19 protein-coding genes and 1 pseudogene are annotated in these 21317 nt (G+C 47.6%); 15 read left to right on the top strand and 5 right to left on the bottom strand.

Features of this window, described 5'->3' with window-relative positions; genetic code table 11:
- Positions 1–119: 119 nt before the first annotated feature.
- Together DBQ51_RS16270 and DBQ51_RS16265 are read right to left on the bottom strand one after the other, a co-directional pair.
- Positions 120–743 carry a hypothetical protein gene (locus DBQ51_RS16270; RefSeq protein WP_107632097.1) on the bottom strand — a complete coding sequence of 208 codons (624 nt, stop codon included), beginning with the start codon at positions 741–743 and terminating at the stop codon, positions 120–122.
- Positions 740–1942, bottom strand: coding sequence for a hypothetical protein (locus DBQ51_RS16265; protein WP_159068221.1), 1203 nt, complete (start codon positions 1940–1942; stop codon positions 740–742). Before DBQ51_RS16265 ends, DBQ51_RS16270 begins: the two co-directional genes overlap by 4 nt.
- A 111-nt stretch (positions 1943–2053) precedes the next feature.
- Between DBQ51_RS16265 and DBQ51_RS16260 the strand changes: the two genes are divergently transcribed.
- From DBQ51_RS16260 to DBQ51_RS16245, 6 genes are all read left to right on the top strand, one after another.
- Positions 2054–2296: a helix-turn-helix domain-containing protein gene (locus DBQ51_RS16260; RefSeq protein WP_107632095.1), complete on the top strand. Its 243-nt coding sequence runs from the start codon at positions 2054–2056 to the stop codon at positions 2294–2296.
- Positions 2297–2419: 123 nt separating this feature from the next.
- A complete protein-coding gene (locus DBQ51_RS16910; protein ID WP_199855203.1) occupies positions 2420–2593 on the top strand; it encodes a hypothetical protein in 174 nt (57 codons plus the stop codon).
- 89 nt (positions 2594–2682) lie between these two features.
- On the top strand, positions 2683–2751 hold the full coding sequence (locus DBQ51_RS17650; protein ID WP_407923283.1) for a hypothetical protein: 69 nt from the start codon (positions 2683–2685) through the stop codon (positions 2749–2751).
- Positions 2752–3014: 263 nt separating this feature from the next.
- Entirely contained in the window at positions 3015–6275 is a 3261-nt protein-coding gene (hsdR, locus tag DBQ51_RS16255) for a type I restriction-modification system endonuclease (protein WP_107632094.1), read from the top strand.
- A complete protein-coding gene (locus DBQ51_RS16250) occupies positions 6272–7699 on the top strand; it encodes a class I SAM-dependent DNA methyltransferase (RefSeq protein ID WP_107632093.1) in 1428 nt (475 codons plus the stop codon). The genes hsdR and DBQ51_RS16250 overlap by 4 nt, the downstream gene beginning before the upstream one ends.
- Positions 7699–9285, top strand: a complete 1587-nt coding sequence (locus tag DBQ51_RS16245) for a restriction endonuclease subunit S (RefSeq protein ID WP_107632092.1) — start codon at positions 7699–7701, stop codon at positions 9283–9285. The genes DBQ51_RS16250 and DBQ51_RS16245 overlap by 1 nt, the downstream gene beginning before the upstream one ends.
- A gap of 37 nt (positions 9286–9322) precedes the next feature.
- Here the strand turns inward: DBQ51_RS16245 and DBQ51_RS16240 are convergent, their stop codons facing one another.
- Complete coding sequence (locus DBQ51_RS16240; protein WP_107632091.1) at positions 9323–10132, bottom strand: tyrosine-type recombinase/integrase; 810 nt, start codon at positions 10130–10132, stop codon at positions 9323–9325.
- A gap of 62 nt (positions 10133–10194) precedes the next feature.
- Between DBQ51_RS16240 and DBQ51_RS16235 the strand changes: the two genes are divergently transcribed.
- Positions 10195–10794, top strand: a complete 600-nt coding sequence (locus tag DBQ51_RS16235; protein WP_107632090.1) for a restriction endonuclease subunit S — start codon at positions 10195–10197, stop codon at positions 10792–10794.
- On the opposite strand, the gene DBQ51_RS16230 is transcribed toward DBQ51_RS16235, so the two are convergent.
- On the bottom strand, positions 10787–12061 hold the full coding sequence (locus tag DBQ51_RS16230; protein WP_159068220.1) for a restriction endonuclease subunit S: 1275 nt from the start codon (positions 12059–12061) through the stop codon (positions 10787–10789). The two genes, DBQ51_RS16235 and DBQ51_RS16230, sit on opposite strands and share 8 nt — an antisense overlap.
- A 573-nt stretch (positions 12062–12634) precedes the next feature.
- Between DBQ51_RS16230 and DBQ51_RS16720 the strand changes: the two genes are divergently transcribed.
- The 8 genes and pseudogenes from DBQ51_RS16720 to DBQ51_RS16190 all read left to right on the top strand — a co-directional run.
- Entirely contained in the window at positions 12635–12802 is a 168-nt protein-coding gene (locus DBQ51_RS16720) for a hypothetical protein (RefSeq protein ID WP_159068219.1), read from the top strand.
- A 1044-nt stretch (positions 12803–13846) separates the two neighbouring features.
- Positions 13847–14197, top strand: a complete 351-nt coding sequence (locus tag DBQ51_RS16220) for a hypothetical protein (protein WP_159068218.1) — start codon at positions 13847–13849, stop codon at positions 14195–14197.
- Between the two features lie 295 nt (positions 14198–14492).
- Positions 14493–14813: a hypothetical protein gene (locus tag DBQ51_RS16215; protein WP_107632086.1), complete on the top strand. Its 321-nt coding sequence runs from the start codon at positions 14493–14495 to the stop codon at positions 14811–14813.
- A 153-nt stretch (positions 14814–14966) separates the two neighbouring features.
- Positions 14967–15935 (top strand): viral replication protein, encoded by a 969-nt coding sequence (locus DBQ51_RS16210; protein ID WP_107632085.1) that lies wholly within the window; start codon positions 14967–14969, stop codon positions 15933–15935.
- Complete coding sequence (locus tag DBQ51_RS16205; RefSeq protein ID WP_107632084.1) at positions 15928–17268, top strand: FtsK/SpoIIIE domain-containing protein; 1341 nt, start codon at positions 15928–15930, stop codon at positions 17266–17268. The genes DBQ51_RS16210 and DBQ51_RS16205 overlap by 8 nt, the downstream gene beginning before the upstream one ends.
- Positions 17269–17586, top strand: a complete 318-nt coding sequence (locus tag DBQ51_RS16200) for a hypothetical protein (protein WP_107632083.1) — start codon at positions 17269–17271, stop codon at positions 17584–17586.
- Positions 17587–17621: 35 nt separating this feature from the next.
- On the top strand, positions 17622–19298 hold the full coding sequence (locus DBQ51_RS16195; protein WP_107632082.1) for a recombinase family protein: 1677 nt from the start codon (positions 17622–17624) through the stop codon (positions 19296–19298).
- A 45-nt stretch (positions 19299–19343) separates the two neighbouring features.
- Positions 19344–19475 (top strand): annotated as a pseudogene (locus tag DBQ51_RS16190) (alpha/beta-type small acid-soluble spore protein); the annotation flags it as partial.
- 64 nt (positions 19476–19539) lie between these two features.
- Here DBQ51_RS16190 and ptsP read toward each other — a convergent pair.
- Complete coding sequence (gene ptsP / locus DBQ51_RS16185) at positions 19540–21252, bottom strand: phosphoenolpyruvate--protein phosphotransferase (RefSeq protein WP_054325838.1); 1713 nt, start codon at positions 21250–21252, stop codon at positions 19540–19542.
- Between the last annotated feature and the right edge of the window lie 65 nt (positions 21253–21317).

Raw genomic sequence — 21317 nt, 5'->3', positions numbered from 1 at the left:
TATAGGAAACGCGCAATGCGTATACCGGTACCAGCCGCTTTTATCACAAGGATATTACGCTCGAACCAAACTGTCTCTCTCTCCTTGTCGCCCTAAATGGGTGCAAACCAGTGCGCTTTCTAAGACTTTTGGAGCGGTTCGGATACGGCAAAACAACGCGCTATCCTGATACCACGCCAATTACATATTGCCCCAACATGCGGTAATATCACTTTTACAAATTCATTTCCGTACAAATCATACCGATAATCTGCCTTTGCGATGGTAAAAATCCGTTCTATCCCCGTTTCAGGTATCAGTCTGTAACTTTTTCGGCGCTGATGCACCAATCCCCTGTATACATACAGGTCGAACCGTTCCCCCATTCCTCGTAAATCAACCAAGGTTTCCAGGGCAAGCCAGCCAAACGGTGTTGCGTAATCAACAATATATGTGTGAAACCCCCGTTCTTTCATCCAGCGGTATGCCCTGATAATGTTTTTTCGTTTGATAACTGCATTTATAAAATTACATTCTCTGAGCTTGCCATTACCACAATAAAGCGCTGTCCGACGCGAATCTAATATAGGGAGATCGCCGTCTTTCGCTTCATTGATTGAAAAAGGCTGATCTGTCAGCGCTTCGACTTCTCTGCAGTCCTCCAATTCCATATCTAAAGGTTTTCGCCAGCCGCATTTGTATAAAAACTCCTGCAAGCCCATACGAGTATGAAATATCAGCCTTTGTAGAGCGTTATAATTCATGCCTCCCGATACCTTTCTCCAATATTAAACAACATTACTGCTGATGTATTGGCAATGCAGCCTTTGATAAACCCGTCTGCATCTGAATTCCCTGACAGGTCACAAATGTAAAATTCCGCATCCTGTATCATATATTCCAGAATACCCGTCACTTCCTGATAGATACTTTTCTTTTCTGTCATTATGTTTTCCACAGCATGACACGGCGGGATATACTGTGCTTTGACTTTTTCCCAATCCTCCCCCGACATTTCAGGGTAGTTGGTAACCACTGTAATCTCAGTTCTTCCGAAAAATTCTTTCAGCACATACATATAAGCAGAAACACAGATATTTTCCATAATGCGAAACTGACTGACACCATACTTATCTATCAGGAATCTCACGCAATGCTTAAACAGGCACATCCGTTCATAGTTGGCTGGCTCAAGCAAAAAGATACTGCATACAGGCTCTTTCTCAGAAGCATCCCTGCTTTTTTCAGCCGTCCGCGTATTCTTTATTGCTTCGGCACGAATTTTTTTCAAAGCCTGCTGCCCTGTCCACTGTACACCCGACACAGATTTCCCGATCAGGTCACTAATCCGACGCCATGAATGCCCTGCTTTCCGTTCCTCAAGAATGGTACGCTCCTGCGTCGTTAAGGCTGAATAACCTGCCTGTATGATCTCTGCAGTTGCCGCAGTCGTAATATCAAGCACTGGCACCCCCAACTTCTGCGCATACTCATACAGCTCGTTGTTACTAAACAGATCACGATATAGATAGCTTATGATATGCGTGCATTGCTGTATCCTCCACCGATCAAGGGGATCGACTTTTACGCCGCCCCTTCCCTGCCTTTTACTTGAAAGTGGAGCAGGCATTATAGCAACCTTATCAATCATGCAGGCTGGCATATCGGTTTTACCCTGTTTCAATTGCTGTATAAAGTCCGCATATGCTGGCTGGGTTACAAGCCATGTTATTATGACTTTTTTATCCTTGTTTTTTTTTGATAAAAGCGTTTTCGCGTCCAACGCGGCTATGAGGGATAAATTATAGAAAGAATCAAAAGCATCGCTGGGCCAAATATGCGCACCAAATAATATTTCTACTTCTTCATCCTGCTGCGCTAATCCAATAATAGTTTCCACAAGTCGTTTATAGAGACCTCGGTCATAAACCTTTTTATTCCCAATAAAAGTACAGACTGCCATCTTATCCCTCTTTTTCAAGTGCAACATGAGTTTAACTCTTTTTAGTTTATTAACTCTAAAGAGTTAAACTTAAATAATAAAAATGGGTATCCTCATTTTGAGGTGTTACCCATGAATATCGGTGAGGCGGTAAAATTACGAATTTTGGAGCTATGCAGAACTTATGATATCTCGATCAATAGGCTATGTACCATGAGTGGTATAACGCAATCTACGGTAAACAACATCGTCAACGGTCGAAATAACAGCACCACGATTTCTACTATAAAAAAAATCTGCGACGGGCTAAATATCACTGTGGAGGATTTCTTTCACTCAGAGTTATTTCGCGGTTTAGAGCAGGAAATCAAATAACCCGTATATCATGTTTTTCTTTATATTTATAATATAAAGTGATATCACTTAGTTGTCAAGAGACCGTATTAATACTTCCCTTATTGCTCTACAATAAAATTATTCCATCAGTCGGAGGTTATCATGGCAACAAACAAGCGTGTTTTTACATTGCGGCTCTCTGACGAAGTATTTGATAAAATAGGGATATTGGCCAGCAATGAGCATCGTTCTATGACAAACTATATCGAGTATGTCCTGCTGAAGCATCTGAATGAAATCGAGCAGGAGCAAGGGGCGATACGACCGAAAAAATAATTATAGATATTTTGTGATATAAAACAGCGGTATCCACGACGAAAATGTCGGATATCGCTGTTTATTTTATACTTCTCTGTTGACAGACCTTGGATAACCATATTCTCCCCGCACTGAGAAAGGTGAAGTTGACCGATTTAACGCACCGACAGGTGTAGTCTTTTATTGCTACACGCAGCACGAAAAAGGGATATCTACTACAACTTTCCGCAACATTCATAGATAGCTTTTGCGTTTAGTTCAGATTTTGTGTAGCAGTAAACAAGGGAAACAAGTTGTGATAAAAGCCAGCAGGACAAAACCCATACATATAATGCATATTCTCAAATTGAATTTACGACAAGATTCTGGTAAAATTAATCATATGAACTTTCGATAATACCAAATTATCAAAAGCATTACTAAAGTTAGGAGGGCGCATATGAAATCCAACTTTGGATTTCTCAACAGATACTGGCCTGCGTTGGCACAAATTGGTGCAGCAGCGGAGAAATATGTCTATTCTGATGCTAACGCCTGTCTGTATAAGCTAGGCATGTTTGGTGAGCGTCTGATTCTTGAAATCTTTGCTTTTGAGCATATCAAGGAACCCGCCCTCGATAATACCCACGCAAACCGAATTCGTCTGCTGAAGCAGGAGGGCCTGATTCCTAAGAAAATCGACGATATTCTGTATGCACTTCGTAAGACCCGAAATGACGCTGTCCATGCGGGCGCCGACTCTGTGGAGGACGCCAAAATTCTCCTCACTATGACCTACAACCTCGCAGTTTGGTTTATGGAAGTATATGGAGATTGGGGATATATCGCCCCTGCTTTTGTCATGCCTGAAAAGGTAATGCAGCCGAACTACGAGGCCATTATCAAAGAGCAGGAGGAAAAGATTGCCGCGCTCTCCAAGCAGGTCGAGTCGGTCTCTACCGCGGTATCGTCCAAAACTTCCAAGGAACGAGCGGAAAAGGGTGAAACTGCGTCTGAGAGCATAAAGCTTTCCGAGGCAGAAACTCGCTATCTGATTGACGAGCAGCTTCGCAAATATGGTTGGGAAGCTGACACCAATCATCTGCGTTATTCCAAGGGAATCCGCCCTCAAAAGGGCAGAAATCTTGCCATTGCCGAGTGGCCTACAGATTCCGCTATAGGTAAGAACGGTTACGCAGATTACGCTCTGTTTGTCGAGTTGAAGCTTGTTGGCATTGTGGAAGCCAAAAAAGCGGCTGTCGATATTCCCTCTGTGATCGACTATCAGTGTAAGGAATATGCTAAGGGAATCAAAGCTGAACACCGAGAGTACATCATCAATCAGTGGGGAGCATATAAAGTCCCCTTCGTTTTTGCAACCAATGGCCGGAAGTATCTCAAGCAGATCGAAACCAAATCTGGCATCTGGTATTTGGACCTGCGCAGCGGAGCCAATGCACCTAAAGCCCTGCAAGGCTGGATCAGCCCTCAGGGACTGATGGAGCAACTTGAAAAGGATATTGCTGCCGCAAATGCTGCGCTTCAGAATACGCCGTTCGATTTGCTCCGCGACCCGGACGGCCTGAATCTGCATAAATATCAGATTGCTGCCATTGAAGCCGCAGAGCAGGCTGTTATCGATGGAAAACAGACTGTTCTGTTGTCTATGGCTACCGGAACAGGCAAAACCCGTACCATCCTTGGTATGATCTATCGCTTCATTAAGAACGACCGTTTCAAGCGAGTTCTGTTCCTGGTCGACCGTACCGCTCTTGGTGAGCAGGCCGAAGATGTTTTCAAGGAAGTCAAAATCGAAGAATTGATGACCTTGGATTCCATCTATAACATCAAGGGGCTGGATGAAAAGGAAATTGACAAAGAAACGAAAATACATATCGCAACGGTTCAGAGTCTCGTCAAGCGCATCCTATATCCCGAAGGCGACACGATGCTCTCTGTGACTGACTACGATTTGATCGTAGTTGATGAGGCACACCGTGGATACATTCTGGACAAGGAAATGAGCGAAACCGAGATGCTCTACCGTAACCAGGATGACTATATCAGCAAATACCGCACCGTCATCGAATACTTTGACGCCGTAAAAATTGCACTGACCGCAACTCCTGCACTGCACACTACTGAGATCTTCGGAAAGCCTGTTTTCAATTATTCTTACCGCGAAGCCGTTATTGACGGTTATCTGGTCGACCACGATGCGCCTCACAATATTCGCACCAAACTGCGTGTGGAGGGTATCAATTACAAGAAAGGCGAACAGCTTGTTATCTATGATCCCGTTACCGGAGATGTTCTCAACAGTGCTGAACTGGAAGACGACATGAAGTTTGAAATTGAAAGCTTCAACCGGCAGATCATTACCGAAAACTTCAACCGGGCTGTTTTTGAGGAAATTGCTTGGGATTTCAATCCGGACGGTCAAGGCAAAACCCTTATCTACGCGGTCGATGATAACCACGCTGACCTCATCGTAAAGATTTTGAAAGAAATCTATGCTGAAGGCGGCGTTGACAACGATACGGTTATGAAAATCACCGGAAGTATCGCGGGTGGCAACAAGAAGAAAATCTCCGAAGCAATCAAACGCTTCAAGAATGAATCCTTGCCTAAGGTCGTGGTCACAGTTGATCTTCTAACCACTGGCATTGATGTGCCGGAAATCACTACGCTGGTCTTCATGCGCCGCATCAAATCCCGTATTTTGTTCGAACAGATGCTGGGCCGTGCCACCAGGCTGTGTCCTACTATCGGCAAAACCCATTTCGAAATTTACGATCCCGTGGGCGTTTATGAATCCTTGCAGGATGTCAGCAATATGAAGCCCGTTGTCACCAATCCCTCTGCCAGCTTCGAGGATCTGATGAAGGGACTGGAAGTAGCGAAGACTGATGAACAGCTTGCCTATCAAATTGACCTTATCGTTGCCAAACTGCAGCGCAAACGCCGCAATGTGAGTAAGAAGGCATTGGAGCAGTTTGCCCACCTCACCGGCGGCAAGGATCTCACTGCCTTTGCGGAGTATCTCAACAATAGCACTATTAAAGAAGCAGCCGCAGAACTGATCCGTCATCGGGAAGCCTTTTCTGCACTGGATAAAGACAAGCCTCACCGCAAGCGCCCAGTAGTTATCGATAACCACAAGGACGAACTGATTGACCATACCCGTGGTTATGGCGAAGGTCAGAAGCCGGAGGACTATCTGGAAGCCTTTAAGGAGTTTATCAACAACAATATGAATGCCATTGCAGCTCTGCGTACAGTCTGCACTAAGCCTTCTGAACTCACCAGGGAGGCCCTTAAGAGCCTGAAGCTGGAACTTGACCGCCACGACTTTACGGAGAAGCAGTTGAATTCTGCGTGGAACGAGATGACCAATCAAGACATTGTGGCCGACATCATTGCTTTTATTCGTCAGCAGGCTCTTGGTTCTATTCTCGTCAGTCATGAACAGAGAGTGAATCATGCCTTTGCAAAGCTGCGGGTCAACCATGATTTCAACAAGACCCAACTTGACTGGCTGAAACGTATTGAGAAGGTGTTGCTGGAAGAAAGTGTCCTAGATGAACAAATCTTTGAGGTCGGCGCATTTAGAAATGCTGGCGGCTTTACCATTATTGACCGCCGCTTCGGTGGCAAACTCCGTGAGATTATGACGGAACTGAACGAGTATCTCTATGAAGATGGAGGACACATAGCGTGAACAATCAGGAAATCGTAGCAAAACTCTGGAATCTTTGCAATGTGCTGCGGGATGACGGCATTACTTATCATCAATATGTTACGGAACTGACTTACATCCTATTCCTGAAGATGTGTAAGGAAACTGGTACCGAAGGTGCTATCCCGGAGCAGTACCGCTGGGACAAACTTCTTGCCAAGCAAGGCGTGGAACTGAAGAAGTTCTATAAGGAATTGCTGGAGCATCTGGGTGGCTGCACCGGTCGTGTTCGCGAGATCTATCAGGGCGCACAAAGCAACATCCACGAGCCTAAGAACCTGGAGAAGATTATCCAGACCATCGACCAGTTTGACTGGTATACTGCTAAGGAAGAGGGGCTGGGCAATCTGTACGAAGGCCTCTTAGAGAAAAATGCAAACGAGAAGAAGTCCGGTGCCGGACAATATTTTACGCCCCGCGTCCTCATCAATATCATGACCCGGCTTATTGCACCTCAGCCTGGTGAGCGGTGCAATGACCCTGCCTGCGGCACATTTGGTTTCATGATTGCAGCCGACCGCTATGTGAAAGATCGCACCGATGACCTGTTTGAACTGCCTGTGGACCAGCAGGAATTCCAGCGCACCCAGGCTTTTTCCGGCTGTGAGCTGGTGCATGATACCCACCGTCTGGCCTTGATGAACGCCATGCTACACGATATCAGCGGTCCCATTTATCTCGGCGACACTCTTTCCAACTTTGGCAAGGAACTGAAAGGCTATGATGTTGTCTTGACCAATCCGCCTTTTGGCACTAAGAAGGGCGGAGAACGGGCTGCCCGTGATGATTTTACATTTCCCACCAGCAATAAACAGCTGAACTTTCTCCAGCACATCTACCGCAGCTTGAACAAAACAGGCAAAGCCCGTGCGGCTGTCGTTCTGCCGGATAATGTTCTGTTTGCTGACTGTGATGGTGAGCGCATCCGTCAAGACTTGATGGAGAAGTGTAACCTCCATACTATCTTGCGCCTGCCCACCGGTATTTTCTATGCCCAAGGTGTCAAGACCAATGTACTGTTCTTTACCCGCGGCCGCGAGGATAAAGGCAACACCCGTGAAATCTGGTTCTATGATCTCCGTTCCGATATGCCCTCTTTTGGCAAGACCAATCCTCTAAAGGAGAGCCACTTTAATGAGTTTGTTGAATGCTATAAGGACAGCGATCTATCCGCCCGTACCGAAACCTACAGTAAGGACAATCCAAACGGCAGATGGCGTAAGTTTACCTATGAGGAAATTCTGGCACGGGATAAGACCAGTCTGGATATTACCTGGATGAAGACGGATAGCGGGACGGAAGATTATACGCTTGCCGAACTACTGGAACAAATCAAAGAAAAGTCCACCAACATTGCCAAGGCCGTGGCTGAGCTGGAGAAATTGATTGGCGAGGTGGATGAATAATGGATACAAAAGCATTGCGGCAGAAGGTGCTTGACCTTGCTATCCGCGGCAAGCTGGTTCCGCAGGACCCAAACGATGAACCGGCATCAATTCTTTTGGAGCGTATTCGCCAGCAGAAACAGCAGATGGTCAAAGATGGAAAGCTCAAACCAAAGGATATTAAAAATGATACCATTATCTTCGTTAGTGAGGATAATTTGCATTATGAGAAGTTAGCTGACGGTAGCATAAAATGTATTGAGGATGAGATCCCGTTTGACCTGCCGGAGGGCTGGGCGTGGAGTAGATTAGGTTCTTTGATAAAGTCGTTTATCACAGGACCTTTTGGTAGCTCACTGCATAAGTCCGATTATGTTACAGACGGAATTCCACTAATTAACCCTATGAATATTGTTGATGGTAAGATAATTCCCATCGATAAAATGCAGGTGTCGAGTGAGACAGTTGAACGCCTCGCTTCGTTCAAAGTTGTTCCAAACGATATAATAATTGCGCGTAGAGGTGACATGGGTAGATGTGCAGTCGTTTGTCCTGAACAGGATGGCTGGTTATGCGGCACAGGCAGCTTCGTCTTGCGCTTCCCATCGGCCTTGTTTCCCGAGTATTTTGCGGTCTGTTTACGCTCTTCTTACTCAGCTACATATCTTTCTGGCAACTCAATCGGTAACACAATGTTGAATCTAAATCAGGCGATTCTCAAAAGCATATTGTTACCTGTGCCTCCATGTGATGAACAAAATCGAATTATCAATAGTATATACTCCGCTGATGTCTACTTTGCCGAAATTACGAATCAACAAGATCAGTTAGCGGCTTATGTTGCAATGGCTAAATCCAAGATTCTCGACCTTGCTATCCGAGGCCAGCTTGTCCCGCAGGATCCGAACGACGAGCCTGCTTCTGTGCTGTTGGAACGCATCCGGGCAGAGAAAGAAGCGCTTATCAAGGCAGGCAAAATCAAACGGGACAAGAAGGAATCTGTCATCTTCCGTGGTGAGGATAACTCTTATTATATCCGTCAAGATATGCACACTGAAGCCATTGATAACCAGTTTATTTTTGAACTTTTGGACAACTGGGAATGGTGTTCCTTATTCAATATTGCAAAAATAGAGTTAGGGAAAACCCTCGATAGCGCAAAAAATACCGGAGCAAACCATCCGTATCTTCGCAGCGTTAATGTGCGATGGAATGGAGTGGATTTGACAGACTTGAAAGAAATGCGTTTCGAGCCAGAGGAAATTGAGCGGTATACGGTAGAACAAAATGATCTTCTCATCTGTGAGGGCGGTGATGTTGGCCGTAGCTGTGTATGGTCTAATGAGCAGAAAATCCTCTACCAGAATGCGCTGCATAGAGTTAGATTCTACGGAGAATGTAATCCATTCTATTTCATGTACTATATGATGTACTACGAGAGTCGCGGAATTATCAAGTCGCTTTGCAAAGGTGTAACAATCAAACATCTTACTGGAAACGTCCTTTCTCTTATCCCATTTGCATTACCGCCAATAGAAGAACAAAATCGCATTGTAGATAGGCTGAACCAGATATTTAGCCTGCTTGATAGTATTCTATGTGATTGATTGAGCAGCCGCCCTCGGAAGAAGGCGGCTGTTCCTTTTACCATGTGACGATCTTATCAACCAGTGCCTGCTGTTCACTGGCTGTTCTGCGAAGGTAAATGCGAGTCGTTTCAATGCTCTCGTGGCCCATCAGATCTGCCAACAGAGCAATATCATTGTATTTCTCCAAGAAGTTCTTGGCATACCGGTGACGGAAGGAGTGCGGGTATACCACCTTTTTATCCAGTCCGTATTTGTCGGCATAGTTTTTGAGTTGCTGGGAGATGCCACGGGTGGTAATACGCTTCCCATAGCGATTCAAAAACAAATAGCCGGAGGCACGGTTTGATTCCTCCAGCCATTCAAGAGTTTCCGTCCTTAACTTTCTGGGTATGTACAGCCTGCGTAACTTTCCGCCTTTGGTGTACAGATCAAAATAGCCGAGCTCCACATGCTCGATTTTGATTTGGATCAGTTCGCTCACGCGCGCCCCAGTCGCAGCCAAATACCAGACCACGAAGTACCATTCCATGTTTCCGTCCTTCTTGAGTTGCTTTTTCAAGAAGTTGTAGTCAGCATTGCTGACTACATTCTCCAAAAAGTTCTTCTGCTGTACCTTCACAGCTTTTAACCGAAAACGGTCCTTGTGCAGGAACTCCAGATACTTGTTCATCGCTTGAATGCGTAGATTGACGGTCTTGGATTTGAAGAACTCCATCAGATACCCCTTGTAGGCCAGTAGGTTTTCCTTGCTGATTTCATCGTAGTGGGCATAGTAGAAGTTGACCGTCCAGAGATAGGAATGGATGGTGTTCTCCGAAAGATTACTCTTTCTCAGGTGTTGCTCAAACGTTTCGTTTGTCTTCATAAAAAGATGCCTCCTAATAATATTTTTGCGAGTTTATCGCACAAATATTATAAGGGAAATATGTGACTATCTCTTATTATGAGAAGATTGGTGATGAAATTCGATGTATTGATAGTAAACTGCCGTTTGATTTGCCTGATTCATGGATATTCGTAAGGTTAAAGCATATTGGTGAAATTGTTGGTGGAGGAACACCGAAAACTAATATTACTGAATACTGGGACGGAAATATTCCATGGTTGACACCTGCTGATTTTAGGGGCTATGAAGATATGTATGTTTCTGCCGGTGCCAGAGCTATCACAGAGATTGGCTTAAAGTTTTCTTCTGCTCAAATTCTACCAGCCAATTCGGTCTTGTATTCAAGCCGTGCGCCAATAGGTTATATTGCAATTGCCGCTAACCCTATTTCCACAAACCAAGGCTTTAAGTCTGTAGTCCCTTATGACTTTGCTATGAGTCCTTATTTGTATTATAGTCTTAAAGCCCGAACAGATGATATTGTTCAACGGGCAACCGGTACTACATTCAAAGAAATCTCCGGTTCTGAAATGGCAGAAACGATAATTCCTCTACCTCCGATCAAAGAACAAAAACGGGTTTTTGAGAAGGTATCACAACTATTTGAAATTATAACTGCGATAGAAAAGAGCCTCAATTGAGGCTCTTTTCTATCGAACTAATACTGGCGGTCAATGCTGCTACTCGCTTAACAATTCTTGCTTGGTAACTCAACGATGGAACAGGCAGAAGTAAGTTCAGGATATCTTCTCTTGAAATACCAGGAATAAGACCTTTTGCTACGTTTTTTATAGCATTGATATAGAAAACCATGCAAAGTGCAAGATACTCCGAATTCAACGCAAATTTGTTTCGGATAGCCATGATTTGGCGTGCGATATGCGCACTACCAAAATCATTGAATGCTATTCTCCCAATAGTTCCTTTACAAGTGAGGAGCAAATCGCCAGTTTCCGTCATCACTTGTGGTGAAGTTGTCCATCTTACCGATTCCACCTTACCACCCACGAAATTACTGGCTCCTGTGATATAAGGAACACCTACACGGTCAACATTGTATTCGGAAAGAGCAAGATCTCGTCCGGAAATAAGTTCCCACAGTTCTTTCAGTCTTACGAAAGCCCATCCATCTGGCAGTTCAAAAGGTATCTCATCATCAATATTTTTGACCTTATTTCCAATCTTCTCATAATAAGAGTTATCCTCACCACGGAAGATGACAGATTCCTTCTTGTCCCGTTTGATTTTGCCTGCCTTGATAAGCGCTTCTTTCTCTGCCCGGATGCGTTCCAACAGCACAGAAGCAGGCTCGTCATTCGGATCCTGCGGAATAAGCTGGCCTCGGATAGCAAGGTCGAGAATCTTGGATTTAGCTTTGGAAATGATGTCAGTTGCCGTTTCGCTTTCGTCATCAATCTGCTGAATATGTAGCCAGATGCTACTGAGCTTTTCTGCGATTCTAATCTGTTCGCCCAAAGGGGGTACAGGAGTTAAAATATTCTGAATATTGTCCAATCTAAAGCTATTCTTCATTCCGCGTTGAACCGTATAATACTGATCTCGGCAAAACGCAGACATAAGAATATATGGGAAGTATTTGGTTTGTGCTTCTTTAAGAAAGCGAATCAAACCGACATGTTGGTTGATATACGCCTCCTCGAAATTAGCAGGAATCAGTCCCAACATACCAATCTCTGCTGTTATTGAAAACAACAAATCATTTTCTGCTACACGAGTTCTGGTTCCCTCTGCATTGTCGGGTAAATCAACCCTTTGGAGATTATCCATCCGTAGTTCAAACGAGTCTCTGGAGAGGTTGCCCATGCGAAGAAATAATCTTCCAGTATCGGAATAGTATTGCGCCCAACCACGGGAACCACTTGTAATATATTCACAAATGGAGCCCATCCTACTCCACGCCCAGCCCTCCGGCAGGTCAAACGGGATCTCATCCTCAATACATTTTATGCTACCGTCAGCTAACTTCTCATAATGCAAACTATTGCAAGCAAAAACATATTGAATAATTCTCTGTTAAAAGCGTGAAAAGTCAATCGTAGCAAAGTGCATCTCCGTCCGATACAGGCATTTCTTTCCCCCGGTAATAGCTGCCGTTCTTTAGCGCAGCCTGTTCCCAAGCAAGGCATCACGCCTTATACACGTCCACAAGAAAAACACTTTCCGCAACTTAATGCGGAAAGTGTTTTTACGCACTATTGCTTTTTTCCTTTAAAATAGTATTGATTATATTTGCGTTTATCCGAAGAACACCAACCTCTGGCGATACCGCCCAAAGCCATTATAGACAGCATTATTACCCATGCAATGTTATAAGAACCAGTGCTGTCGTAAATAAACCTACAAAAGTCGCGCCAAAGCTCCCTCCCAGGCAGATAAACACATTAATAATTGCGAAAAATTGTGCGGCGAACTTCTCACCATTCATTATATGTTCTGTAAACATCATGGGGGAGAAACGGTATGTATCTTTCTGAAAATGAGTGGCTGCTTCTGAACCAAATCATCTATAATATCCATAGTACCCGCGGAGATTTTGATCTGCGCAGCAAAATGCTAAAAGATGTCAAATTTCTTATGACAAAGCCAGTTTTTACCTGGCAGACGACAGCGGAAACGCCTCTTATGTGAAAGAACCCGTATCCTATGGATTCGCCCCCGGCGCTCTTGACGACTATCATGAAATGTTCGAAAAATATGACTTTATTACATGGATATATTCCACTTCTCAAAATAAAGTTTTTATCATGTCGGAACTTTTGTCCAAAGATGATATAAAAACAATATTTATGATAGAGATGGGGCCTGCGGCCTAAGAGTATTGAGTATTCTCTGATACTTTTCATATCCTATAAAAATAGGCTTTTGGCACCCTGTCTCTTTTTCGAGCGAAAGAAAGCGGAGATTTTTCACAAAGGGATAAATATGTTCTGGACCTGTTAAAGGATCATCTGGCGCTTAAAATGTACCGCGAGATTTACGGTGCAGACGAGAAAGACAAATATACGACAGAAAACAGCGCCAAGATTGACGCATTAGTTAAAAATTATTCACTGACCAACAGAGAAGCTGAGATTTTAAAAATGCTTACATATGGAGAAGATACTATTCATTTCTATTGACTTCTTTTGTGGAGGAAACCTCCACTTTACAAAGCATGGATAAAAGGATAAAATGAAATCAGGTCAGAGTAATATGTGTCAGAGTAAGCCGCCCAGGGGGTAGTATGCCTGTCTGGGTTGTTCAAGATTATAAAGCAGCTTTTTACTGATATTTCAATTTTTGTTGTTATAGCCCATCCGTTCAAAGCGAGGTGCAGTCCGGATAATTTGTCTTGGTTGCAATATGCCTTATGGGTTGTAAAACAATAAACACAGAGCAATCAAGGACATGAAACTGCAAGGATAGTTTTATGTCCTTTTCTGCATACGGACAACAAACTTCGTTCTGGTGCCGGAGGAGTTGCTGCAACACCTTCGACATTTCACAAGAGAGGAGGGGACATTATGGGTTTTGTATTTTCCCTGTTTGTCAGATATCAAACCAACCGCCCTGTTTCTTCCCTCCGGCTCCAGAACCAGTAACGAGATCAGGATATAGTAAGTGGATAGAGAAAAGCTTTTGGACGCCTATCGGCGCCAATATGCTTTATCTTTAGACATGAACAAAAATTTCGTGGAGCAATTTGAGACTTACCGGAAAGCAAAAGGCTGGAACTGTGCTGCTTTCTGCGATAAGACAGGCCTTGACAAAAATATCTACTACAGGCTGAAAAAGCCGGATGAGCGGTTTTCCTTGCGCATCCTCGTCACGGTCTGCGTGGCGTTCGGTCTGGATCTGGAGCAGTCAACGGCCTTCCTGCGCGCAAAAGGCCGAGCGCTCGACCCTACGGACCGGATACATTTCGCCTATGCTTATCTTATCAGCAGGCACTCCGGCATATCCATAGAGGATGCCAACCAGTTTCTTGCCGTATTGCTAAGCGATCTGGAGGATATCTCAAAGTATCTTTTAGGTTCGGCTTAAAGCCGAAAAGCGGCCGCATACCGATTTTACATGGTATGCGGCCGCTTTTTATTTTCAAAAATAAAAATCTAAATTTAATACGCCGGATTGTTTCCGGTTTTGTGCAGATTATTCGCTTTTCACGTTTTATCTCCATAAAACATTCAAATCATCTTCTTCCACGCCTCCAAAAAGGCTGTTTTTGTCTTACTTTCAGAGACGATTTCCGCATCCGGTTTTGCTATCCTTACAGTAACAAACCGGTTTGGAAGAATATCAACATTTTATCTTTTCAGAATGGAGGAGCAGTTTTACCATGAAGCTTTCCGATTTAATTATCGATCCCGCGAGCCTGGGCAAGCGTTTCTGGCTGGTGGACGTTATCCCGTCGTATGCGTATCAGAACGGCCAGCGCACGGATACGGTCACGGGCTACCGCTATACGGTTGCCCTGCCGGACAAGGGGCTGGACAAAATCAACGTGCGCATTGATGGCAATCAGCAGATGGACGCACCGGACGGATTCATCGAAGTCCGCTTTGATGGCCTTGAACCGTATCTGTACTGGTCAAGCGGCGAGTACCAGCTGGGCGCACACGCCAAGGGTATCGCTGCGGTAAACGCTGGCAAGGGCTGACGGCGCAGGCCGCGGGCCGTCAGGGGCGAGGGCTTTTCCTTCCGTGAAAAGTCCCCCTGCGGCCGGCGGCCGCGCCGCCTATGCCCTAAGTTAGTATTACCTTAGGGCATAGCTGTAGCATGTAGCAATTTGTGAACACGCAAGGTGGTGAACATGGCAAAGAACGAACAGAGCCGAAAATACCTGCTCACAATCAACAGCCCTCTGGACTGTGGACTGACGCACAAGAAAATTAAGACACTCCTGAAAGCCTTGTCTCCCGCGTATTACTGCATGGCGGACGAGACCGCGACAACCGGAACGTATCACACGCATGTTTTTCTGTACCGTCCCTCACCGGTACGTTGGCAGACTGTTAAGAACCTGTTTCCGACCGCGCACATCGACAAGGCATACGGGAGCGCACAGGAAAACCGTGACTACATTCAAAAGGGCGGGAAATGGGCGGAGACCGACAAGGCAGAAACTGCGGTAGCGGGCAGCTTTGAGGAATACGGGCATATGCCTGAACCACAAAACGAAAAAGCCCCGGAAATGTCCGCCCTGCTCGAAGATATTACAGCCGGTAAGACAACCACGCAGATCATCCGTGAGAACCCCAAGCTGGCGTTCAGGGTGAAAGAAATTGATGTGCTTCGGCAGACGTTGTTGTCCGAGAAATATGCCGAGCAGAACCGTGCGGTAGAAGTGCAGTACATCTACGGCGCGACAGGTACGGGTAAGACCCGCGGTATCTACCGTAGGCACGGCGCACGCGACATTTACCGCGTGACCAATTACCGGAGCGGCAAAGGCGTCTCTTTCGACGATTATCACGGGCAGGATGTGATCGTGTTTGAGGAATTCGCCTCGCAGCTCCCAATCGAGGAAATGCTCAATTTGCTGGATGTTTATCCGCTCATGCTGCCCGCGCGGTACAGCGACAAGGTCGCGTGCTACACCAAGGTGTATATCACCTCTAACCTGCCGCTCAGCCGCCAGTATCAGGCGGTACAGCAGTATCACCCGGAAACGTGGAAAGCCTTTCTGCGCCGCATTCGCACCTTCACCGAGTACCGCGAGAACGGCGCACCGATCACCCGACCCGTCAGCGAATGGAGGTGGATGCTGGAAGATGGATAACCGAAAACGCAATCTGCTGGAACAGGAAACGCAGCGTAAGTATATGCTACTTCTGTTTCAAACCGGTCTCAAGGAGATCTGGACAGACCAATACCGTCTGAAAGTGCTGGTACTCTATCTGCTCACCGCGCTGCTGTTCAGCATCATCCGCCCATGGGATCTTGCGTACAGCGGGCCGGATATTTTCGATGCAGCCAGCCGGATCGCGTTCAGCCTTTGCTTCCCGATCCTTGTGTTTGGCGGGCTGGCAGTGCTCATCATGTGGGCCGGCACGCCATCCAGGGCGAAAAGCATCCAGAACAACCTGCAACGCATTGGGCTGGTCAACCACGCCGGTGAAGTACCGCTGCTGGTTACTGTCCGTCAAGATGAAACGGATGATGCACACAGCAAGATCACGGTTCTCGAATTTCTCGCCTGCGGCGTCCCCAAATCCGTATGGGAACAGAAAAGCGCGGATATCGAAACCGCGCTGAATGTCCATATCGCAGATATTCAGGAGAGCGACGGCAAGCGCCGCATCCGGCTGTTTACCGTTCCTGCCAAAAGCGGCCTGCCCAAGATGCTGCGGTGGAAAGACGAATATCTGCAAAGCGATTTCCCTTCCTGCCGACTGGTGCTCGGCGAAAGCCTGCTGGGGACAGTCTCGCTCGACCTCAACCTGATCCCGCATGTGCTGTTGGGCGGCGGGACTGGTTCGGGCAAATCCGTTCTCCTCAAGCTGATGCTGATGCAATGCCTCAAGCAGCCCAATATCAACGTCACGATCGCAGATTTCAAGGGCGGTGTGGATTTTGGCGGCAGCTGGCGCAAACACCCAAACTGCAAGCTGATCCTCGACCGCGACACTTTGATAGCCTATCTGGACAGTGTAGCTGAAAAACTGGGACAGCGCAAAGACCTGCTCGGGAAGGCAGAGTGTACAAATATTTATGAGTACAACAGCCATGAGTCGATCCCGATGGACCGCATCGTATTCGCAGTAGACGAGGTCGCGGAGATCCTGGACAAGACGGGACTCACCAAGGCAGAAAAGGAACAGGTCGCCCGCATTGAAAACCGCCTGTCCACTATCGCCCGACAAGGGCGTGCGTTCGGCATCCACCTGTTCCTCTCCACCCAGCGGCCGGACGCGAATATCCTGTCCGGACAGATCAGGAATAATATCGGTTACCGCATTTGCGGCCGTGCAGACAACGTGCTGTCCATGATCATCCTGGACAACACGGATGCCAGCAACCGGATTCCGCACGACGCCCAAGGCCGTTTCCTCACGGGTGACGGCACAGTATTTCAAGCCTACTGGTTCGACGACGCTAAGGAGATGTTTTGAATGGATAAACTGACCTATAATGCACCTGAGCCGGCGTTATTGCCCAGAGGATTAACTACATTGCTATTGTATGAATTCCTGAATAATTTTTTCGGTAATACCGCAAACTGGCTGCAAGGAGGTATAAAAATGAACACACACGCTCACCATACACCGTACCAGATACGGGAATCATCCGTCCATCTTGGGCCAGCGACCTTTCAAATAAGCCGTCAGTATATCGGAAATCATTCTGCCCACGCCCTGCTTCAGGAACGCATATTGAAGGAGATTGACATGGCACAGTATATTGACGAACCTACCGGCACAGTTGTATAATCCATTTGTGAGCCGGTTCCGAAAGGAGTTCACATATGAGAACCGGTAACAACTTAAAACTTGCATTTGCTTATTTGCGTCTCTCCAACGAAGAAGCGCGAAACGGCGAATCGTCCAGTATTGCCAACCAGCGGCAAATGATTCGCGATTATTGTCAACGTCAAGGGATCGCACTGGTGCGCGAATTTGTGGATGATGGTTATTCCGGCGGCAATTTCGACCGTCCTGCATTTCAAGATATGCTGCGCCAGCTCGATGCCAGCGAAGCCAACATGGTCATCACAAAAGACCTGTCCCGTCTTGGGCGTGACATGCGCGAAGCTAGTTACTATGCCGAGCAATTTTTCCCTGAGCGCGGTATCCGTTATTTAACGATTGCGGACAATTTTGATACGGCACATGAAAATGTAATGGCGCCGTTCCAGTTTGCAATGAACGAGGTTTACCTGCGCGACGGTTCGCGTAAGGTCAAGGACGTGTTGCGCAGCAAGCGGGAAAACGGACAGTATTGCGCCTGCCCACCCTACGGCTATCGCAAGGATCCAATGAACAAAAATCGCCTTTCCCCTGACGAACAGACTGCGCCTGTCGTGCAGCGTATTTTCGATCGTGCAGCCTCTGGGGATTCTTCTCGAAAAATTGCACTTGACCTGAATGCAGACGGTGTAATCCCGCCACTAAAGTACCGCGTATTGTTCCGTGACGATTTCAGTCCTGAGGGTGCAGCGCGGGCTTCCGATTTATGGAACTATACCACAGTCAAGCGCATCCTGAAAAATCCGGTCTACCTCGGACATACCATGCTGGGGAAAAGCCGCAAGGTAAGTGTCAAATCCAAAAAGAAAATTGCTGTTCCAAAGCAAGACTGGGCGGTCACACACGATACCCACCCTGCCTTAATCACGCTGCCGCTCTTTGAGCAGGCACAGCGCAATCTGGGCCGCGGACGACGGCTCAATCAGACCGACAGCGCAATACGCAAAAGCATCTTTGCGGGGTTGGTGTTCTGTGCTCGGTGCGGACACGCGCTCTGTTCCTGTGGTACGGTCTACAAAGGTGAGCGGGAGAAGTACTGGTATCTCTCCTGTACGCACCAGCGAAGCGATATAGCCAATCGTTGTGCCGGCGTGCGCGTCAAGTACGCCGATCTGGCCGAAGTTGTCCGACGCGATCTCAACGAGCTGCTCGCGCTGGACGACACACAGGCTGAAGCGCTCGCCCTATCAGCAGTGGAAAAAGAGAAAGGGATATCCGAAGCAACCGCACGGCAGGCTCGTTTGCAGCAGGCACAAGCCCGTTTGCTTACGATCGATAAAGTCGTCGCCAAGCTGTACACAGACAATGCCGAAGGCAGGCTGGACGATGACCGTCTGACGCGTATGGTTGCTGCGCTCGAGCAGGAGTCCGCCGCACATCAGGCCACTATCGCCGCTCTTGCGCAAGTCAGCCCTGACGCTGAGAACACGGCCAAACGCTATCAACGTTTTTTCACGCTGGCCAAGCAATACAGCCAAATTGATGTACTCGATCGCGAGACGCTGCTGACTTTTATCGAACGCATTGAGGTCGGGCCGAAGGAATTTGAAAACGGCCTGAGCAAAGCAACGCATCGAAACACGCCCTATCGGCAGTGCATCCGCATCTTTTACCGTTTCATTGGCGAGCTTGATACGGAAGAAAATCAACAGCTTCCAGCATCCAGTAATTTTTAAAATCGCCTGCGCAAATATCCCTTTTAAGATGGTGCAGGCACACCAAGGGAGGTTGGCGTCAACCTGAAGCAGGGCTACAACGGCGACCTGACCTCCCGCCAGGCGGGCTCGATCGGCGGCCAGATGGTCAAGAAGATGATCGAATCCTACGAGCAGAATCTGGCTAACCAGGGCTAAGTCCTGAAAATAATAAGAGCGCTGTTTCCTTTGGTGAAGGAAACAGCGCTCTTTGTTTATTTTATCAAGCGCGCCACTCGGCAAACAGTTGCTCCGCTTCCGTAGCGCTCGCGGCGCACAGCAGACGCTCGGCAAATTCCTTGCATTCCGCAAAGGAATGCGCCGCAAGATCGGCTTTCGCCGCCAGCATCGCCGATGCCGACATCGAAAGGTTGGTCACGCCGAGTCCGCAGAGAACGGGCGCCATCCCCGGCGTACCGGCCATCTCGCCGCAGACACCCACCTCGATGCCGTTTTCATTTGCCGCTTTCGCAGTCATATGAATCAGCCGCAGCACGCCCGGATGCAGGGGGCGGTACAGGTAGGATATTTTTTCATTTATGCGGTCCACCGCGCAGGAATACTGGATCAGGTCGTTTGTGCCGATGGAGAAGAAATCCACTTCTTTTGCTAGCATATCCGCACAAACGGCCGCTACCGGAATTTCAACCATGATGCCGACCTTGACATTCGGATTATAGGCGACGCCCTCCGCATCCAACAGGTCCTTGGCCTGCTGGAGTACCTGCTTGGCGTTGCGTATCTCCTCAATGGAGGAGATCATAGGGAACATGATGCGCAGGTCGCCGTATTGCGCGGCGCGCAACAGTGCGCGGAGCTGGGTCACAAACAGATCGGTCTGGTTCAGGCAGATGCGAATCGCGCGGTAGCCCAAAAACGGATTCTGCTCTTTTTCCAGGTTCAGCGCGGGAACTTCCTTATCGCCGCCAATATCCAAAGTGCGGATGATGACCGGCTTGCCCGCCATCGTCTCGCAAGCCTTTTTGTAGGCTTCAAACTGCTCCTCCTCGCTCGGCAAGTCGTCGCGGTCCATAAACAGGAACTCCGAACGGAACAGGCCGACGCCCTCGCCGCCCAGCTCGGCAACGCGCACCGCATCCTCCGGTGTGCCGATATTCCCTTCCACGATCACACGGCGGCCATCGCTCGTTTCGCCCGGTCGGTTCTTAAACTGCACCAGCATTGCCCGGCGCTCATCCTCCGCCGTTTTCTTCTGTTCAAACTGGGACAGTGTTTCCGCATCGGGCGACACGACGATCTCGCCCGTCGCGCCGTCCAGCAAAAGCTCCTCTCCATCCTTTATTTCATCCGCCTTCTCGCCGGCACCGGCTACGGCAGGGATGCCCATGGAGCGCGCCATAATCGCGGAATGGCTGGTCCGTCCGCCGATACGCGTAACGAAGCCCACCACGGGCTTGGAGCCGATCTTTGCCGTATCCGACGGAGTCAGATCGTTGGCAATAATGATGCACGGCTCGGAGATCGAGTCGATCGCGTTGTCTGCGATCCCCTTCAGGTTTTTCAGGATGCGCTGGGAGATATCGCCGATATCCGCCGCGCGCGCCTGCATATATTCATCGTCCATCGCCCTGAACATGGCCTGGAAATTCTCGCAGTTGACAAAGCAGGCATATTCTGCGCAAACCATTTCATCTGCGATCAGATTGGTGATGCCTTCCACAAAATCAGGGTCGTCCAGCATGAGCAGATGCGCGTCAAAGATTTCCGCCTCGGCCGCGCCGATATTCTTCTCCGCCTCATCCCGCAGAAGCTCTATCTGCTTTTTCGCATGCTCCACGGCATCGATTACCCGTTTCTGCTCAGCGGCAGCATCCGTAATACTGTTTTTTACGACCGTTAAATCCGCCTCTTTGATCACGAGCGCTTTCGCGTGTGCAAGGCCTTCAGAGACACCAATCGCTTTGAATTTCAACATGAGCCGTTTTCCTCCTGTGGATTGTAAATCCTAACAAATATTTCAACACCATTGTACGGTATCTT

It is taken from the genome of Agathobaculum massiliense (genome assembly GCF_900291975.1).
GTDB classification, from domain to species: domain Bacteria; phylum Bacillota; class Clostridia; order Oscillospirales; family Butyricicoccaceae; genus Agathobaculum; species Agathobaculum ammoniilyticum.
This window is presented reverse-complemented; position numbering and strand designations above follow the sequence as displayed.

Coding starts and splice junctions, on each gene's coding strand:
- DBQ51_RS16200 (WP_107632083.1), top strand. CDS start 17,269: ATGGATAAACTGACCTATAATGCACCTGAGCCGGCGTTATTGCCCAGA.
- DBQ51_RS16270 (WP_107632097.1), bottom strand. CDS start 743: ATGAATTATAACGCTCTACAAAGGCTGATATTTCATACTCGTATGGGC.
- DBQ51_RS16195 (WP_107632082.1), top strand. CDS start 17,622: ATGAGAACCGGTAACAACTTAAAACTTGCATTTGCTTATTTGCGTCTC.
- DBQ51_RS16210 (WP_107632085.1), top strand. CDS start 14,967: ATGGCAAAGAACGAACAGAGCCGAAAATACCTGCTCACAATCAACAGC.
- hsdR (WP_107632094.1), top strand. CDS start 3,015: ATGAAATCCAACTTTGGATTTCTCAACAGATACTGGCCTGCGTTGGCA.
- DBQ51_RS16245 (WP_107632092.1), top strand. CDS start 7,699: ATGGATACAAAAGCATTGCGGCAGAAGGTGCTTGACCTTGCTATCCGC.
- DBQ51_RS16215 (WP_107632086.1), top strand. CDS start 14,493: ATGAAGCTTTCCGATTTAATTATCGATCCCGCGAGCCTGGGCAAGCGT.
- DBQ51_RS16230 (WP_159068220.1), bottom strand. CDS start 12,061: ATGGGCTCCATTTGTGAATATATTACAAGTGGTTCCCGTGGTTGGGCG.
- DBQ51_RS16260 (WP_107632095.1), top strand. CDS start 2,054: ATGAATATCGGTGAGGCGGTAAAATTACGAATTTTGGAGCTATGCAGA.
- DBQ51_RS16205 (WP_107632084.1), top strand. CDS start 15,928: ATGGATAACCGAAAACGCAATCTGCTGGAACAGGAAACGCAGCGTAAG.
- DBQ51_RS16240 (WP_107632091.1), bottom strand. CDS start 10,132: ATGAAGACAAACGAAACGTTTGAGCAACACCTGAGAAAGAGTAATCTT.
- DBQ51_RS16265 (WP_159068221.1), bottom strand. CDS start 1,942: ATGGCAGTCTGTACTTTTATTGGGAATAAAAAGGTTTATGACCGAGGT.
- DBQ51_RS16910 (WP_199855203.1), top strand. CDS start 2,420: ATGGCAACAAACAAGCGTGTTTTTACATTGCGGCTCTCTGACGAAGTA.
- DBQ51_RS16720 (WP_159068219.1), top strand. CDS start 12,635: ATGTATCTTTCTGAAAATGAGTGGCTGCTTCTGAACCAAATCATCTAT.
- ptsP (WP_054325838.1), bottom strand. CDS start 21,252: ATGTTGAAATTCAAAGCGATTGGTGTCTCTGAAGGCCTTGCACACGCG.